Origin of the sequence: Thalassomonas actiniarum (genome assembly GCF_000948975.2) — a bacterium.
GTDB classification, from domain to species: domain Bacteria; phylum Pseudomonadota; class Gammaproteobacteria; order Enterobacterales; family Alteromonadaceae; genus Thalassomonas; species Thalassomonas actiniarum.
Map to the genome: position 1 here is coordinate 3,807,452 of NZ_CP059735.1, position 18,277 is coordinate 3,825,728.

Below are 18,277 nucleotides of genomic sequence, written 5' to 3' on the forward strand. Positions count from 1 at the left end.
TCTTTCGCTAATCCCCCCTTACCTGCCTCGCTAAATCGGTTGGGGTTCATTAGTATTTAATGCTATTATTGCCCGCAATCAGCGACGTCAGCCAGGCAGGGAGCAATCCCCGGTCCGGTGACTCCAAGCAAAATAATAATTTCCACCTTTAAGGTTGTTATCTTCCTATGAAAATAGTCTCTTTTAATATCAATGGCCTGCGGGCAAGACTCCATCAACTGCAAGCATTAATCGACAAACATCAGCCGGATATTATCGGTTTGCAGGAAATCAAGGTGCACAATGATGCCTTTCCCCTTGAAGACGTTGAAGCCATGGGTTATCACGTTTATTTTCACGGGCAGAAGGCCCATTACGGCGTAGCCATGTTATGTAAAAAGGAAGCTGACCAGGTACAGCTGGGCTTTCCTTCTGACGACGAAGACGCTCAAAAGCGTATGATCATGGTGACCACCACCAATGATCAAGGCGAAAAGGTGACGGTATTAAACGGCTATTTCCCCCAGGGAGATAATATCAACCACGAAACCAAGTTCCCCTATAAAAGACAGTTTTATAAAGACCTGATGGGCTACCTCGACGAGCATCACCAGCCGGATGAACACCTGGTAGTGATGGGTGACATTAATATTTCACCGACGGATCTCGATATCGGCATCGGCGAAGTCAACCGCAAACGCTGGTTAAAAACCGGCAAATGCAGCTTCCAGCCAGAAGAGCGCGAATGGTTGGCGAAATTATTAGACTGGGGCTTTACCGACACCTTCCGCAAATTACATCCGGAAACGGGAGAGCAATATTCCTGGTTTGATTACCGCTCAAAAGGTTTTGATGACAACCGCGGCCTGCGCATAGACGTGGTACTGGCAACCAAAGACCTGGCAGAGCGCTGTAATGAATCCGGTATCGATTATGAGCTAAGGGGCATAGAAAAACCCTCAGATCATGCCCCTATCTGGTCAACATTCGGGTAAGCCAAATGAGTTTGCCCCACTATTTATGCCCCATCTGCCGCTCGGCGCTGAACAGCCAGGCAGCGGGGTTTCATTGCAGCAATAACCACCATTTTGACCGGGCAAAAGAAGGTTATGTAAATTTATTGCCGGTACAGCACAAACATTCCAAAGATCCCGGGGATAACAAAGCCATGGTGCTTGCCCGCCGTGCTTTTTTGGAGCAGGGTTATTATCAGCCGCTGATCGACAAACTCACCAGCTTATATCAGGCACACGGTGATACAAATTTGCCGGTATTAGATGCCGGCTGCGGTGAAGGCTACTATACCCACCAGCATAAAACCGACAACAACTCGGTTTACGGGGTGGATATCGCGAAAAATGCCGTAAAAATAGCCGCCAAGCGCTATAAAAGCTGTCACTTCAGTGTCGGCACCCTGTCTCATTTACCCTTTGAGGATGAGTTTTTCGGCTGGTTGTTTTCCATTTACGCCCCGATTTTAGAGCCGGAATTTACCCGGGTGTTAAAAAGCGGCGCTTATTTGCTGACGGTAACCCCGGCCGAAGATCATTTATTTGAATTAAAGTCGCTGATTTACCGGGAGCCCCAAAAACATGATACCGGGAAAAGCCAGATCAAAGCGCTGCGCCTGGTGCATGAGGAAAAGTTAAATTACCAAATGGATTTTAACGGTCCAGATGATGTGATCAACCTGCTGGCAATGACGCCTTTTGCCTTCAAGACTAGCGAGGCTTTACTTGAACAGATAAATGCAATGACAATATTCAGCTGCCAGGCCGATTTTCATATTCGCCTGTATCAAAAAACATAAGTTATTGTATTACGTCTATGTCTTCGTGATATTCCCTTCATCCTGAACAGAAAAAGCAGCAAATGAAAATTCATTTGCTGCTTTTTTATTATCGGTTGAGAGTGGGTAAAAACCCAAGCTTCTACTGTTTTTTATGCTGATAGGTTAGGTTGAGTAAACTGGCAAGATCTACATATCTGGGTTTATGAACGGAGAGTTTGATCTCTCCCCCCTGCTCATTAATCCTGGCGACTCCTTCCCGGTACCAGCTTGCCAGCGAAGGCGGTAAATGTTTATCCGCTTTAACCCCCAGCATCACTAAAGCCTGCACCGGTATACTGGCAATAAACAAACCATAAACCAGTGCCTGCGGTAATATCGACACAGAGCCAAAATACACTTGTAATAGCACAGAAGTTACGGCTAAAGCGGGGAAATGACGATAAACAAAACGGCCCACCTGGATGGCCCGATAATCAGCAAAATACTGACCTAATTCTGCGCGTTCCGGCCAGAGTTTCATATATCTCTGACCCAGCTTGATTATTTCAACAACACTCATATTCATAGATAACACTATAGCAGGAGTCTGCTGTCAAGACAGTATAATATTGTCTATTTTACGCATAATAGATCGCAATTAATGCCCCACTCTATGTCCCATGTCAAAACTCTGCTGTAGCCAGGCTTTATAATAGCAAACCTAAGTTGTTATTTTTATTCAGTAGTATTTATGTCCCAAATTCATGTACTCGTAATCAATTGCGGCAGTTCATCGGTTAAATTTTCCATTATCGACAGCAACTCCGGGCAAGCTGTTTTAACCGGCATCGCCGAACGTTTACTGTCGGCCAAAGCCAGCTTTAAATTAAGTTATCAGCAACAAAGCGAGCAATTATCCCTAAAAGCACCCTATGACCATCAAGCGGCCATCACCGAGCTGGTACAGCAGTTAACCAGGCTGGCATTACTCGATACCCTCAGCGCCGTAGGTCACAGGGTCGTACACGGCGGTGAACATTTTTCCGCGCCAAGCCTGATCACCAAAGAGGTCAAGCAAACCATAGCGGATTTGGCCCACCTGGCGCCGCTGCACAACCCGGCAAACCTCACCGGTATCAATGCCGCAGAAAAAGCCCTGGGACACCTGCCACAAGTTGCCGTCTTTGATACCGCTTTTCACCAGAGCATGCCGGAAAAAGCCTACCTCTACGGCCTGCCCTACGAGTTATATCAAGAGCACGATATCCGCCGATATGGCTTTCATGGCTCCAGCCATAGCTTTGTCGCCGGACAGGCAGCCAACTTTATCGGTAAACCCTTAAGACAATGCAGCTTTATCAGCGCCCACTTAGGCAATGGCTGTAGCATCACCGCCATCAAAGCGGGACAAAGTATCGATTCGAGCATGGGTTTTACCCCGCTCGAGGGTGTGATGATGGGCAGTCGCAGCGGCGACCTCGATCCGGGTATTATTTTTCATCTTATCGAACACTTAGGTTATTCACCCGAGCAAGTGCAAACCTTACTCAATAAAGACAGCGGTTTGCTTGGCCTCTCGGGGTTAAGCAACGACTGCCGGGAGCTGGAGCAGGCGGCATTAACACAGGGCAACAAACGGGCGAAACTCGCCCTGGAAATTTTCTGTTACCGCATCGCCAAATACATCGCCGCACTTTCCGCCAGCTTAACCAGCCTTGACGGCGTGATCTTTACCGGCGGCATAGGGGAAAACTCCAGCTATGTACGCGAGCAGGTAATAAACCAACTGAGCCTGCTCAATTTCCACCTTGATCAGGACAAAAACCGGGAAACCCGTTTTGGTAAAAGTGATGATATTTCAACACCATCATCAAGATATGCCCTGGTGATCCCCACCAATGAAGAAGGGGTGATCGCATCCCAAAGCATCCAAGTGCTGCAGGAGGTTTTATAATGTCTTACCGTATTATGTTAGTGCCGGTAGGTTTTGGTGTCGGCCTGACCAGTGTAGCCCTTGGGTTGCTGCATGCCTGCCAGCAAAAAGGTATCAAGGCAGGCCATTTTAAACCTATCAGCCAACCGGCAAGAAATGTGCTGAAACATCCGAAAAACGGCGAGACAGAGCCGTTAGAATTCAGTCATGCCATTCCGCTGGCGGATGTCGAAGAAAAGATCGCCGACGGTCTGCATGATGTGGTACTTGAAGAGATAGTCGCCAACTTCAATGCCTATAGCGAGGGGGACGAAGTGATGATCATCGAAGGTTTGATCCCCACCACCCGCCAGCCTTATGCCGGACGTATTAACCATGATGTCGCCCAGGCACTGGGGGCTGATATTGTCCTGGTGGCCAATCCGCAAAACGATGATATCGCCCAGTTTGAAGACCGGCTGGAAGTCAGCGCCGACACCTATGGCGGCATCAAAAATAAACGTTTGATCGGCTGTATCTTAAATAAGGTCAACTCCCCGGATCAGGACGAACACGGCTTGCTGCCGCGGGAAAGTGAAATCGACCCGAAAAAAGATCTGCATGCCTTTATCAATTTATCCCTGTTTAACAACCGCTATTTCGACTTATTGGGACTGGTGCCCTGGCAGATCGACATGGTTGCCCCCCGGGTGATCGATATTTGCCATTACCTTGACGCCAAGGTGATCAATGAAGGCGACATGCAGCACAGGCGCATCCGCAGTGTCACTTTCTGTGCCCGCAGTGTCGACAACCTGGTCAGCCATTTAATTCCCGGCCGTTTAATCGTCACCCCGGGCGACAGAACCGATATTATCATTGCCACCTGCTTATCTGCCCTTAACGGTACTAAAGTCGGCGCCCTGCTGCTCACCAATGGTTTTGAGCCCAACAGCGAAGTATTAAGCTTATGCCGCCAGGCACTGGACAATGGCCTGCCAATTTTATCCGTGCCCTGGGATACCTGGCAGACCTCGCGGCATTTAATGAACTTTAATCCGGAAGTGCCCAAAGACGACGGCCAGCGCCATGACAGGGTCAAACAATATGTCGCGGACCACCTCAATGTCGACTGGCTAAAGCATCTCTCAGACAAAGCATCCCAGGTCAACCCGCTGTCGCCGCCGGCGTTCAGACACCAGTTAACCGAACTTGCCCGCAACGCCAACAAGCTGATCATCCTGCCAGAAGGCACAGATGTCAGAACCATCAAAGCAGCAGCGATATGCGCAAAGCGAAAAATTGCCCGTTGCCAATTACTGGGTAACCTTGATGAAATCAGCCGCATTGCCGATCAGCAAGGCATAGAGTTGCCCCCCGGGTTAATGATCACAGATCCCGACACCATCCGGGAGAATTATGTTGCTCCCCTGCTTGAGCTGAGAAAACACAAAGGCTTGACAGAAGTGGTGGCGCGGGAAGAGTTAAAGGATAATGTCGTGCTGGCCACCATGATGTTGCAGCTGGGCCAGGTAGACGGCTTAGTCTCGGGCGCGGTCAATACTACCGCCAACACTATTCGTCCGGCATTGCAGCTGATCAAAACCGCCCCCGGCAGCTCATTGGTGTCGTCTATTTTCTTTATGTTATTGCCGGATCAGGTCCTGGTATACGGCGATTGTGCCATCAACCCCGAGCCTAATGCTCAGCAACTGGCTGATATTGCCATACAATCGGCAGATTCCGCCGCCCAGTTTGGCATTACCCCTAAAGTGGCAATGATAAGTTACAGCACAGGCACCTCGGGACACGGCGCCGATGTCGAAAAAGTGGCCGAAGCCACCCGGTTGGCACAGGAAAAACGCCCGGATCTGGTGATAGACGGCCCGCTGCAATACGACGCCGCCATCATGGAAAATGTCGCCCGTAAAAAAGCCCCCGGCAGCCCGGTGGCGGGCAAAGCCACGGTCTTTATTTTCCCGGATCTCAATACCGGCAACACCACCTATAAAGCGGTGCAGAGATCGGCAGATCTGGTCAGCATAGGTCCTATGCTCCAGGGCATGAACAAGCCGGTCAATGACCTTTCAAGGGGCGCCCTGGTGGACGATATCGTCTACACCATAGCCTTAACCGCGATCCAGGTAAAGTAAGCTTAACCGGGTAAACCTTAACAGGGCAAAAAAAGTACCGCTATCCCCTGCACTCCAGCTGGAGTTAGCGGCTTTCTTTTATTGCTAAGACCACAAAAGATGGGAAAAAGCGAGATACGGCAAAGTACTGCGCCGGTGAAAGTGAGATAAAAACGTTTTAAAGACAAATTCAAGCCTAATTCATCATTAATCCTTTATTTTTATATGTTTTGTATTTCTCAGTAAAAACACAGCAATGACTCAAAAAACGTACCGGCACTTTTTTACAACCTTTACAACAACATAACTTGCTATCACGAGTTTGCTCACAATGTTATCCACAGCTTTTGTGGATATCATTTTTGCAACAAGACTCTGATCACGGCGAGATAACCTTAAAGAAAGCATCATTTTATAACTAACAACAAAACTTTTAACGAAATAGCTTGCATTATTGTACATTATATTTTTTATCTACCTTCCCCCCTGAAGCCAGGCCTTAAAAAACAGTTCGCTTTTGCCATGCTCAAACATAGAGTTAAACGTTATTTAACGTTATAGTATGACCATAACTAACTCTGCATATTGAGAAACCATGTCAAAACTGACGCTTAGATTAATGGATGAAACCTTTGCCATACACAGTTTGCCGGCGAACAGCGAGATCCCCGAACAGGTATTTGCCGCAAAAATCTTTTTTATTGCCAAAACCTTTGAAGAAGTCTCGATTGTGCTGCCCCAGCATGTACAGCTGGCCAGTGATGACGTGGAAAAAGACTGGCGCGCCCTGGAAGTGGTCGGCCCGTTAGACTTTACCCTGACCGGCATACTGTCCAACATTTCTGCGGTACTTGCCAAAGAAAAAATCAGCATCTTTGCCATTTCTACCTTTGACACCGACTATATCTTAGTCAAAAACAATACCGTCAAAGCCGCCACCTCGGCGCTGCAGGCCAATAACTATCTGATCAGTGCCCCTAATTTATAAAATAATGATTTATTAACATATACCAATCATTATTACCGGCTTTCACTATCCTGTTTGATAAAATCTATGGCGGTTATCTTCGCCGCCATCCTCCTTGCCTCCGCTCTCTTTATTATGCGGCAATGCTGATTACCAGTGACAATATAGAGCCGTGCTGTTTAAAAGTGCCAAATGAAACCATCCGCTATATAAAATTTCTTTTCCCTTATTCGCTTAAAAAACCATCTAGTATTTGAAATCACTGTGATTATGCTCTAATGTTACAATTCTGTTAATATGTGGTATTTAACAGTTTATCAAGTCAGATAATACGTACTTCCATAACTAAATCATTTAATTGAGGGATCATAATGAAAGAAAACATAACACGCTTATATCTGATCATTTTTGTACTCACGTCAGGAATAACACTGGCTACGGCTGACAAGGCCAGCGCTAAAAGTGCAGAAATGTCTACCGGCGCCCCACAAATTCAGTCGAGCTCGCACCAGGAAGTAAACCTCAGCCCAGGGAACTACTTCCTCATTGATCCCCTTGGAGGATACGATGCCTTGCAACTTAAACTGGCAACCGATGGCAGCGGTAAAATCAAAGAACACTCCGCAGCCAGTATCACTTGGCATAACAATGGCGCCACTACCGAAGTAACGACTCTAGAGCCACTGGTTTTATATCAATTTGCAGATTCAGAAACAGACAGTTACCGGGGGGAGTTAGTATCAATAACCCTTACGCCATCAACAGAGCCTGACCAGTCTGCTCTATATCACTATGTAGCGCAGCAACGCATAATCCATAACGAGACCGGTGAGCTTATCGAGAGCTATCAAGAGCAAAGAGTTATTCAGTTAATCAATAGAAAAAATACTCAAAGATGGCATTTGGATCTGGTTGGCAAAGAGTGGGTGATTGATGACATCGACCTGCTGACTTACCCTGAACAGCCTTACTTTCAGGGACTGAGCGCTGCCCGAGCCGCTTTCTTTGACAACGGGCTGGGTATATTTACCCACCATGACCAAACCATAAGTGATTTTAAATGGCGGTTAAAAGGACGTAAGTTAGAGATCAAAACCCTGTCCGAGAGCAAAAAGCTCAGCTATTCATTTTGGATCACTGAACTTGTCGAGGATATAGGCGTAAAGTTTGTCGCCAATATACGGGGTAAGCATGCAAATACCTGGCGCACACGTAATGGTTATATGTTGATGCAGCAAGATAGCCGTTTTACCCCGGAAAGTGTTATCGGAAGCTGGTCAAGGGCGAACGCACAATTTGACTATTATGCCGATCAGATACACGTGCCAAATATTGCACACCCGGCATCAAAATGGACAATATCTGATAGCGGTATCCTGTTGCGGGATAAAATCGTCCACCCCGAACTTGGGGCCGTGGTGGAGTGTCCGGATGAACAATGTTATTTATCTTGCACCTTTACCCGGAATTTAATCGCCAAAATAGGCGACACCCTATATTTTGAAAGCGGATTAGATTCTGAATTTTATGACCAGGGCCCGATTTTTTATCAAGGCTCGGCTATTCTGACAGCAAAATACAGTGAAAAAACCGGGGCAGAACAATTTGCTCATAGCTGGGTTGATTATGCCAGAATGCAACTTAATGATGTTGACGCTCAGACTTCACTTATCTTTGCTCCTGAGTTCGGTTCAGACGGCACTGAGCAGCATATTGTCTATAAAGATTCCCCCGGCAACCTCTATGGCCGCTACCAGGTGCTTGATGGCAAACTCCATATTACGCAAGATGAGCAAACGCAGGTATATGAATTATTAAGCTTTAACAGGGATCACATCCAGGTATGCCGCTATTTCGACGGGCAATCATGTGAACAAGGCAGTCAGCTGACCTTCTCATTTAATAATAATGCCGGCAGCTTAACAACAAACGAGTAATAAAATGACGGGCTGACCAGAGCAGTTAACCATGGTTACGGCAAAGCAAGACCCGCTTTACCTGTCGTGACTTAAATATCTTTGTCAGTTTATCTTATATAATTCTCATAAAAATAATGGGACTCCCCAACACCTAAGGTGAAAGGGAGTCCTATGCTCTACAGCTCAGTTATAGACAGGTACTAATAATCAGTGACCTGAAAATACAGCACCGCCATTAATGCAATGGTGCTACCCCGCTACTGGGGTTATCTGCCAGACCAATATCACGTGCGTGTTGTTCAAAACCTTTATTTCTCCAGAAGAAGGCACCCGGCATCGTTGTCGGTATGACCAGAACATAGAATAAGGCCCGGCCGATAGCGGCGGTAAAACAATTTACCAGCGCCAACAGTGTCCATGCCACCAATAAGCCGGCATCGTTAGTGCCGGTTAAATGCAGGACAAGTAAACTTGTTGCCGCGATAATATTTAAAGCCAATAAAGTATTACGAAATATATAGGTTTTCCCAAAGGTGGTTGACTGTATGTAATGGGCTGCCCCTCCTTCATTTTCACTGCGGTTTAAATCATAGCTGTGCTTGATTAAGCCCAGCGCCTCAATGAGCATGCCGAAGATAAATACGCTGGCAAAGACCGCCGTTGCCGTGTCGATGGCTTTCCCCTGAACCGTTAATGTCGACAGCACAATAATACCGCCAATAAAAGCCCCTAAAGACAAACTATTGCCGGCAAATGCGGTACTGGTTTGTATATGGTTCCAAAACGGACGCGCTTTAATTTGATAACACTTGTTCATATAGAAGAGGCCTGCAGCCCCCGCCAGCAAAGTAAAAATACCAAAACCTGTGACTAAGGTATCTAAGGGAAGCCCCTGGGTTAGCAGGACTAAATCTATTGAGGTGACATTATTAACAGCTGTCACCAGGTATTCGTTGCCGGGCAATAAAAACAGTGAGGTTAATGCACAACCTGTGCAGAAAAGCGCTAAACCAAAACCTTCGCGAGCCATAGGTGAATGACGTAAGTTGTTAAATCCCCGATAAAACCGCATCGGCTTACCCAGATGGGTCACACTCATCAATAAGGCAAAGGTGGTCATGGCTAAAGACGTTACCGTCAGCGGTAAAAACATATCTGACGCAACAAAACTGCTTAACGCTTCAATGCCTAACAAAGCGCCTAAAAATGGAATTAAAAAGACTCCGAAAGCTGCCTGGGCAAATAAAGTAAATAATACCAGCGGGTTTTCCCTGCTGTTTAACCGCTTGAAGTTCCAATGTTTGGCTTTGCCTGCTTTTTGGTCTATCGCCGGTTTGTACTGTCCCTTCTCGTTGCGATGATATTTAACCGGCATGGAGTCGGTGCGTGTCATTTCATTGGGCAAGGTTCTGGTCTGCTGAAAACGTATATTGGGATGGGTAATTTCAGGGGTTGGGAAACCGGGGATCTCTGTTTTACATTGCTCACGGTTTTCCGGGGTGTTTTCAATAACGCCAAAATCTAGAGCATTACCGACGCAGGCTGAGACACAAGCGGGTTTTAAGCCAACCTCTAACCGGTCAACACACATATTACATTTGGACACCCGCCCTTTGACCGGGTCCAACTGCGGTGCGTTATAAGGGCATACCCAGGTGCAATAGCCGCAACCAAAACAGGTCTCAGGGTCTTGCAGCACCGCGCCGTATTCGGCATGTTTGGTATAGGCACGTGTCGGACAGCCTTTTAAACAAACCGGGTCGTCACAATGATTACATGCCATGGAAATATTCATGCGCTTATAATCCGGGTATGAGCCCCCTTCCACATAACCTACCGAGCGAAAAGCAAGATGTGCCGGCGTTTCATTTTTTTCTGCACAGGCAGACTCACAGGCATGGCAGCCGATACAGTTATCCGCGGTAAAGAAAAATCCGTGTTGTTTATTGCGGTTAGGATTACTGCCCACTTCCGGGTTTTCGTTGATGTACATGGGGCGTTCTTTGGGAAGGCCGGTAAGATCGACCAAATCAATCAGTTTGCCGTAGCGATTTTCTTCTTTCACCTCCTGGTCCGGTAAAAACGCATAACTTTGCTCCTGGGTGCGCACTTCCCAATGATTGGAGCGCCCCTCTTGTTCCTTGCCTACCGCCTCTTTTGCCGGGTCAAAACTTTCTACCCCCGAATCGTCGGCCGCCGGGATCTTGGTTGACGCGGTTTTTTGCGGAGTAACATTTTCTTCTATCATGATATTGTCCTCTATCAGGCGTCTAAAAGGTTCTACGTTCAGCATTAAGGCGAGCGGCTTCAAGCTGGTCTACCGGTTCTATACGTACCGAGCCTTGTTTAAAAGCAGGCTGACGCGAATAAGGGTCAAGCAAGCCCAGCGTTAAACGGTTAACACAGTCATGAAAATGAAAAGGGATAAAAACCATATTGCGCGATACCCTCTGGGTAAGCTGTACCATCACCACGGCATCGCCGCGGCGGCTGGTTAAGCGCACATAACTTTGATGCTCAATCCCTAATTCCTTCGCGGCATCCGGATTCATTTCCATATAAGGGGTCGGGCTGAACTTATTACAGTTGCCTATTTTTCCGGTGCGGGTGCGGGTATGAAAATGTTCAACCACACGGCCGCTGTTTAACCAGAAAGGATAATCGGCACACGGCTGTTCGTTGTTGTTGTAAAAATTGACGGCAATCAGGTTGGCTTTGCCGCTTGGGGTGGGAAATACGCCGTCGGTATACAGGCGGGGAGCGCCCTTAAGCCCTTCATCGCCTTCACGGTATGGCCATTGAATGCCGCGCGCCTCGATAAGCTTCTTATAACTCATGCCGGAAATATCGAGATTACGCGGCCTGCCATAAGTGGTGCCTTTTGACAGCTGCTTCATTTCATTAAAAGCCCCTTCCGCCGTATCAGGAAAGTGAATGATTTTGCCGTTATCAAAGCGTTTCGCCATCTGATTAAAAATCCAAAAGTCGGGTTTGGAATTGGCATAAGGCTCGATGGCATTACTGATCAGGTTAACACGGCGTTCGGTATTGGTATGGCAACCTTCTTTTTCCGCCCATACCGACGCCGGAAAATAAACATGAGAATATTGGTTGGTTTCAACATCTTCATAAACATCCTGCACCACCAGAAAATCAAGTTTCTCCAACGCCTTTCTGATGCGGCTGGTGTTTGGCATCGAGGTCATCGGATTGGTGGCGACCAGCCACATGCCTTTGATTTCACCGGTTTCTATGGCAGGAAAAATATCGGTTTGCGCCAGACCCCGTTTTTTAGGGAAAAATTCAGGGTCTATGCCCCAAAAGTCGGCGATTTCCTGGCGGTCGGCTTCATTTTCCAAATAACGATAGCCGGGTAAGCCCGAGCAGGATGACCATTCACGTGTGCCCATGGCATTGCATTGGCCGGTAATGGATAGGCTTGTGCCCCCGGGTTTACCTATGTTGCCGGTGATCAGGTTAAGGTTGTTGATATTGGCCACGCCGTCTGAGCCATGGGTCGACTGGTTGATGCCCATGGTCCAGATACTCATGGCCGCCGGTGCTTTGGCATAAATGCGGGCAACATTGCGAATGGTATCTTCATCTATACCGCACAAATGCTGGGCTTCCTTGGGGTTATAGTCTTGCACCAGGGCCTTTATCTGCTCAAAGCCCTGGGTGTGGGCGTCGATATAAGCTTGATCCTGCAGGTTCTCGTTAATGATCACAAACATCATGGAATTAATTAAAATACAGTCGGTGCCCGGGGTAATGGGCAAATGGATATCGGCAAACTGCGCCAGCATGGTCACCCTCGGGTCAACCACTATCAGCGGGAATTTACGTTTTTCCAGCGCTTCTTTTAATCGCCAATAAATAATCGGGTGCTGTTCAGGTAAGTTGGAGCCAAAGGCCATAAAACAATGGGTATGCTCAAAATCACCATAACAGCCGGGAGGGCCGTCCGAGCCAAATGAACGTTTATAGCCGCTTACCGCCGATGCCATACAAAGTGTGGTATTGCCGTCGTAGTTGTTGGTGCCGATACAACCCCGGGTTAATTTGCCCAGGGTATAAAACTCTTCCGTTAATAATTGTCCGGTAGAGACAACCGCAAAAGCATCTCGGCCATATTTTTCCTGGATGGCTTTAATTTTGCCCGCCGTGGTATCAAGGGCATGATCCCAGCTGGTTTTTTCAAACTTTTCATAATGTTTATCGCGGATCAGCGGCTCAGTGCCGCGGCCGGGACTTTCAAAAAGTTCATGCTCCAAGATGCCTTTGATGCACAACTTGCCGCGGTTAACATCGGCGCCGGCATGTCCCCTGGTGGTCACAATGCGCTTTTCGTCATCAAGACCAATTTCGATAGAACAGCCGGTAGAGCAGTAATTGCAGGTAGTGTATTTCCAGGTTGACACTTTTTTTGCGGGAATTGAGATGGGTTTTCTATTTTTACGTCCAAACAGCATAGCCGGTTCCTAATAAACGTCATTGTCCGTTGCTTTTACAAGGCATAAATTGTGCCCAAATAAATGTGACTTAAAATCAATTTGTTAGCAAAGCACCAGCCTCACTATTTGCCTTATGAAAGTGCGCATGCGCCTTTTTGGTGCGTAAAAAAGGCAAAAGTGTCTGCACGCTTTACACCAGCAACGGCTGTATCGATCGCCGCTTGATAACAGCGCAAATAAATAACTGAACGGGGAGTTTTCATTTCTGTTATCAATCTCATCAAAAAACATGCTGGTCAGCTTAATAGAGAAGTTTTATACTTCAGCCCTCGATTTTTCTAATAAGAATTATTTCCATGAATAAAATAAAAGGATTAGTGCTTATCGGCACGGCGGCATTAACCGGCTGCATGTCCGGCACAGAGCCGACAAACGCTTTTGACAACAGTTACAACAGCATCAACGCCCAGCAACTGGCAGACCATGTGAAAGTCTTGGCCTCCGACAAATTCGGCGGCCGAGCCCCTTCAAGCGAAGGTGAAAAACTCACCCTTGAATACCTGACCGAGCAGTTTAAAGCCATAGGCTTTAAGCCGGGCAACGGCGACAGCTTCCTGCAGCAAGTACCGCTGGTTTCTATTGAAGCCTCAACCGATATGGTGTTGTCTATCGGCGGTAAAGATTACCAGTACCGCACCGACATGGTGATGGGCAGCAGCCGCATCACCGAGCTGTCTCAGCTAAAAGATTCTGAGCTGGTATTCGTCGGTTACGGTATTAACGCACCGGAATATAACTGGAATGACTACCAGGGACTGGATGTTAAAGGCAAAACCGTCGTGATCCTGGTGAACGATCCCGGCTATGCCACACAAAACCCGGAGCTGTTTACCGGTAATGCCATGACCTATTACGGCCGCTGGACCTATAAATACGAAGAAGCCAGCCGCCAGGGCGCTGAAGGCGCCATTATCATCCATGAAACCGCACCGGCCTCATACGGCTGGAATGTAGTGAAAAACTCCTGGTCAGGCCCGCAGTTTGGTTTCCAGCGTGATGATTTGAACATGAACCGCGTCGCCGTTGAAGGCTGGGTGACCACTGAGGTGGCACAGGAATTATTCACTAAGGCCGGCTTAGACTTTACCGATGCCAAAGCCAAAGCCGCCAAAGGCAGCTTTAATGTTGACATGGGCGAGCTAACCGCCTCGGTCACGGTAAACAACACCATCAAAAAGTCGGTTTCCAACAACTTTATTGCCACCCTGCCCGGCTCGAAAAAACCACAGGAGCACATTTTATACAGCGCTCACTGGGATCACCTGGGCACAGACTTAAGCAAAGAAGGCGATCAAATCTATAACGGCGCGGTTGATAATGCCACCGGTACCGCGGCACTGATTGAAGTTGCCGAAGCTTTCGCCAAGTTGGACAAGGTTCCTGAGCGTTCCATTACCTTTTTAGCGGTAACGGCTGAAGAGCAAGGTTTGTTGGGTTCTAAATTCTATGCCGCCAATCCGGTGATCCCCGCTCAAAACACAGTCGCCAACATCAATATGGATGCCCTTAACGTTAACGGTAAAAGTAAAGATGTTGCCGTATACGGCCTGGGACAATCCCAGCTTGATGATTACCTGAGCAAAGCAGCCGTTAAGCAAGACCGCATCATTTCCGGCGATCCGCGCCCGGCCAGCGGCATCTACTACCGCTCGGATCATTTCGCTTTCGCCAATATCGGTATCCCGGCATTATACGCCAAAGGTGGCGCACAGCCGGCCGATGAAGCAACGGCAAAATTGCGCGAAACCTTAGATGCTAAATTGAAGAAGTGTTATCACAACTTATGCGACGAATACTCAAGCGATTGGGATTTATCCGGTGCAGTGCAGGATATGCAATTGTTCTTTGATATTGGTTACGAGCTCTCTGTCGACGGCCAGTGGCCAAACTGGAGTAAAACCTCTGAGTTTAAACGCCAGTAATTTTTAAGCAAATATCAGCCCGCACCATAATAGAGCTCCTTCTGTGATAGTGCGGGCTATCTAGCCACCAACTGAAGATATTGCCAAGAACTGAAGTGTTTTTAAACAGCCTTACTGAACCAGCATAAAGGCTGATTAATACTAACTCCCCTCAATCCTCCAAGCCAAAAGCTTATCGGGCTAGAATAACCGACCTGATACTTATCCATTAGTTTTCAACGGCAAAAGATAAACGGCCAAAGCCCTGAAAATCATTACTCGTTGAGGCATCAAGCAGGCTATATCCGTCAATATGTTGATTTTATTGCCGGCCCCCATCAAGGGATTGAGCTGGATGTGAGTAAACCGCTGCTCTACTTAAACAAAAGCCGATCTCCATGATGTTCATGACTGTTAAGATATGCAAGATGCGATATGGAAAACCGTTATGATTTTTCGTCGCAAACCAGGTAAACATAAGAAAATGTATGGTACGTCAAACCAAGAACGGAAGGAGTTGTTAAACTGACAGCGCCAGTTATCGATTTGCAACTACTCACCTCCTGGCTGCCTAGGGTTAAATAACTCGCCAAAATGAATTATCTGGATTATTAACTTTGCGGATTTATGGAAAATCAAAGTTATGCTAGTATGCCAGCCATATACGCATCGCGCTTAAATGTAATTTCGCACTTATTAAAATGAATGTTGCTGCCACATAGCCTATACCCCGGCAACAACAATAAAAACTGAAGAATATAAAGGTAAAAAAATGACAGTAATATACGGTATAAACAACTGCGACACCGTGAAAAAAGCCCTGAAGTGGTTAAATCAAAACAATGTTGACCACACCTTTTATGATTTTAAAAAACAGCAGCTGACACCAGAACTGTTAACCTCATTTGTTGAAAAAAGCGACTGGGCCAACTTACTCAATAAACGCAGCACGACCTTTCGCAACCTGCCTGCAGAAATTAAAGACAACCTCACCGAAGAAAATATGTTTAAGGCAGTCATGGAGCAGCCTACCCTGCTGAAACGTCCGCTACTGGCCATTAACGGCCAGCTGCATTTAGGTTTTAAAGACGCCAGCTATCAGGAACTGTTTGACAATGCCTAACACAGGGGCGACAGCTGCAGAAGAAAAAACATCTGAAGCGGTGATTGAATTAACCAAAGCGTTGATCAGCAGAGAGTCGGTAACACCCAATGACGCCGGCTGCCAGCAGTTAATGGCTGAGCGCCTGCAAGCTTTGGGTTTTGCCAATGAAACCATGGTCTTTCATGACACCACCAACCTCTGGTCACGCCGGGGCAAAGCAAACCCGGTCTTTTGCTTTGCCGGTCATACCGATGTCGTGCCCGCCGGAGAGTTAGCACAATGGCATACCCCGCCATTTGAGCCTGTCATTAAAGGGGATTTACTCTATGGCCGCGGCGCCGCCGATATGAAAGGCTCTCTGGCAGCGATGATAGTAGCCACCGAGCGCTTTGTCCGGGACTACCCGGATCATCAGGGCTCCATTGCCTACTTGATCACCAGTGATGAAGAAGGCCCCTTTATTAACGGCACCACTAAGGTCATAGACACCCTGGAAGCGCGCAACGAGAAAATGACTTATTGTATCGTCGGCGAACCGTCAAGCTCGGCGAAAATTGCCGATGTCGTGAAAAACGGCCGCCGCGGCTCCATTTCCGGAGAACTGGTGATCCGCGGCAAACAGGGACATGTTGCCTATCCCGAACATGTCGATAACCCGATCCACCAGGCAATGCCAGCCCTGGCCGAGCTCAGCGAGAGCCACTGGGATGACGGCAATGATTATTTTCCAGAAACCAGTTTTCAGTTAACCAATATCCAATCGGGCACCGGCGCCACCAATGTCGTACCCGGGCAATTAACTGCCTGGTTTAACTTAAGGTTCAGTACCGAGCTTGATTTTGAGCGGATCATGGAAAAAATCAATGCCATCTTAACCGGATACCGGCTTGATTATGACATTAACTGGACCTTTAACGGCAAGCCCTTTATCACTAAGCCGGGTGCTTTACTGGATGCGGTAACCACAGCCATTAAAGGGACAACCGGCCGCGAGCCTGAGCTGTCTACTTCTGGCGGCACCTCAGACGGACGTTTTATTGCCCCGACGGGTGCCGAGGTGATAGAGCTGGGACCGCTCAACGCCACCATACACCAGGTTAATGAATGTGTGTCCTGCGCAGACTTAAAACAGCTGACCGAGATCTATTATCAGACCCTGGTAAATGTCCTGGCATCATGATGAACGAAAAACAGCTTACCGGACAAACTGATTCGCATATACATTTCCTCGAGCAAGGCCCGGGTATACACAGGGAAATGCTGCCCGCCTGGCGGGCAATGCAACAGGCAGCAAAAGAGGCCGGCTTTAATCTCACCATTGCCAGCGGTTTTCGAAGCTTCTCCCGCCAGCTTAGTATCTGGAACCGTAAATTTTCCGGTGAGCTGGCGGTGAAAGATGATGACAATAATATAGTGTCCCTGCAAAATCTCAGCGATGAAGCGCGTATTTATGCCATTATGCGCTTTTCCGCCTTGCCCGGCGCCAGCCGCCATCACTGGGGCACAGATATCGACATCTATGCCGATAACCTGCTAGCACAAGGGCAAAAGCTACAACTCGACCCCTGGGAATACCAGCAGCATGGTCCTTTTGCCGAGTTAACGCTATGGCTTGAGCAGAACAGCAGGGATTATGGTTTCTATTTCCCCTACGATAAAGACAGGGGCGGTGTCGCCACCGAACCCTGGCATTTATCCTATGCGCCGCTGGCAAATAAATGCCAGCAAATGTTCACCCTGGAATTGCTGACAAAAACACTTGCCGGGCAGGAAATTTCAGGCCAGCAAACAATACTTGATCTGCTGCCGCAACTTTATCAACAATATATTATTAACGTCACCGAGGTAAATTTTGGATAACTGGTTGATTATCGGCATTATTGCCATCGTTTTTATTATTATCATCGGTAATTTCAGTACCGTACGCCGAAATGCCAAAACGCCGCTGCGCAAAAAAAGCTTAAATGATCTGCAGGAAACCCTGCCCCGTACCAATAAAACATCACATCAGATGCCGAGCATGGGGCAAAGCAAACCACATTCAGAGGCCAGGAGCCCATCAGAGGTTGAGCATTAA

General features: G+C 47.6%; 14 protein-coding genes. 11 read left to right on the forward strand and 3 right to left on the reverse strand.

The window, feature by feature from the left end:
- The first annotated feature begins 167 nt into the window (after nt 1–167).
- Both xthA and rlmA read left to right on the forward strand, forming a co-directional pair.
- On the forward strand, nt 168–974 hold the full coding sequence (gene xthA, locus SG35_RS16605; protein WP_044831602.1) for an exodeoxyribonuclease III: 807 nt from the start codon (nt 168–170) through the stop codon (nt 972–974).
- Nucleotides 975–979: 5 nt separating this feature from the next.
- On the forward strand, nt 980–1,789 hold the full coding sequence (gene rlmA, locus SG35_RS16610; protein WP_044831603.1) for a 23S rRNA (guanine(745)-N(1))-methyltransferase: 810 nt from the start codon (nt 980–982) through the stop codon (nt 1,787–1,789).
- A gap of 121 nt (nt 1,790–1,910) precedes the next feature.
- On the opposite strand, the gene yfbV is transcribed toward rlmA, so the two are convergent.
- Nucleotides 1,911–2,336: a terminus macrodomain insulation protein YfbV gene (yfbV, locus tag SG35_RS16615; protein ID WP_044831604.1), complete on the reverse strand. Its 426-nt coding sequence runs from the start codon at nt 2,334–2,336 to the stop codon at nt 1,911–1,913.
- A 165-nt stretch (nt 2,337–2,501) separates the two neighbouring features.
- Here yfbV and SG35_RS16620 point away from each other — a divergent pair, with 165 nt between their 5' ends.
- The 4 genes from SG35_RS16620 to SG35_RS16635 all read left to right on the forward strand — a co-directional run bounded on the left by SG35_RS16620 (nt 2,502) and on the right by SG35_RS16635 (nt 8,698).
- Nucleotides 2,502–3,704 carry an acetate kinase gene (locus SG35_RS16620; RefSeq protein WP_044831605.1) on the forward strand — a complete coding sequence of 401 codons (1,203 nt, stop codon included), beginning with the start codon at nt 2,502–2,504 and terminating at the stop codon, nt 3,702–3,704.
- Nucleotides 3,704–5,815 carry a phosphate acetyltransferase gene (gene pta, locus SG35_RS16625; RefSeq protein ID WP_044831606.1) on the forward strand — a complete coding sequence of 704 codons (2,112 nt, stop codon included), beginning with the start codon at nt 3,704–3,706 and terminating at the stop codon, nt 5,813–5,815. The genes SG35_RS16620 and pta overlap by 1 nt, the downstream gene beginning before the upstream one ends.
- Before the next feature lie 574 nt (nt 5,816–6,389).
- Nucleotides 6,390–6,782, forward strand: a complete 393-nt coding sequence (locus SG35_RS16630; protein ID WP_044831607.1) for an ACT domain-containing protein — start codon at nt 6,390–6,392, stop codon at nt 6,780–6,782.
- A gap of 350 nt (nt 6,783–7,132) precedes the next feature.
- Nucleotides 7,133–8,698 carry a hypothetical protein gene (locus tag SG35_RS16635; RefSeq protein ID WP_044831608.1) on the forward strand — a complete coding sequence of 522 codons (1,566 nt, stop codon included), beginning with the start codon at nt 7,133–7,135 and terminating at the stop codon, nt 8,696–8,698.
- A 217-nt stretch (nt 8,699–8,915) separates the two neighbouring features.
- On the opposite strand, the gene SG35_RS16640 is transcribed toward SG35_RS16635, so the two are convergent.
- Together SG35_RS16640 and SG35_RS16645 are read right to left on the reverse strand one after the other, a co-directional pair.
- Nucleotides 8,916–10,928: a DmsC/YnfH family molybdoenzyme membrane anchor subunit gene (locus SG35_RS16640; RefSeq protein WP_053042884.1), complete on the reverse strand. Its 2,013-nt coding sequence runs from the start codon at nt 10,926–10,928 to the stop codon at nt 8,916–8,918.
- 22 nt (nt 10,929–10,950) lie between these two features.
- Complete coding sequence (locus SG35_RS16645; protein ID WP_236702535.1) at nt 10,951–13,101, reverse strand: molybdopterin oxidoreductase family protein; 2,151 nt, start codon at nt 13,099–13,101, stop codon at nt 10,951–10,953.
- Between the two features lie 389 nt (nt 13,102–13,490).
- Here SG35_RS16645 and SG35_RS16650 point away from each other — a divergent pair, with 389 nt between their 5' ends.
- The 5 genes from SG35_RS16650 to SG35_RS16670 all read left to right on the forward strand — a co-directional run bounded on the left by SG35_RS16650 (nt 13,491) and on the right by SG35_RS16670 (nt 18,277).
- Complete coding sequence (locus SG35_RS16650; protein WP_044831610.1) at nt 13,491–15,116, forward strand: M28 family metallopeptidase; 1,626 nt, start codon at nt 13,491–13,493, stop codon at nt 15,114–15,116.
- A gap of 751 nt (nt 15,117–15,867) precedes the next feature.
- The gene (locus SG35_RS16655; RefSeq protein ID WP_044831611.1) at nt 15,868–16,218 is read left to right on the forward strand and encodes a Spx/MgsR family RNA polymerase-binding regulatory protein; all 351 of its coding nucleotides are present in this window, start codon (nt 15,868–15,870) and stop codon (nt 16,216–16,218) included.
- Nucleotides 16,211–17,380 carry a succinyl-diaminopimelate desuccinylase gene (gene dapE / locus SG35_RS16660; protein WP_044831612.1) on the forward strand — a complete coding sequence of 390 codons (1,170 nt, stop codon included), beginning with the start codon at nt 16,211–16,213 and terminating at the stop codon, nt 17,378–17,380. The genes SG35_RS16655 and dapE overlap by 8 nt, the downstream gene beginning before the upstream one ends.
- Nucleotides 17,377–18,060: a M15 family metallopeptidase gene (locus SG35_RS16665; RefSeq protein ID WP_044831613.1), complete on the forward strand. Its 684-nt coding sequence runs from the start codon at nt 17,377–17,379 to the stop codon at nt 18,058–18,060. The genes dapE and SG35_RS16665 overlap by 4 nt, the downstream gene beginning before the upstream one ends.
- Complete coding sequence (locus tag SG35_RS16670; RefSeq protein ID WP_044831614.1) at nt 18,053–18,277, forward strand: hypothetical protein; 225 nt, start codon at nt 18,053–18,055, stop codon at nt 18,275–18,277. Before SG35_RS16665 ends, SG35_RS16670 begins: the two co-directional genes overlap by 8 nt.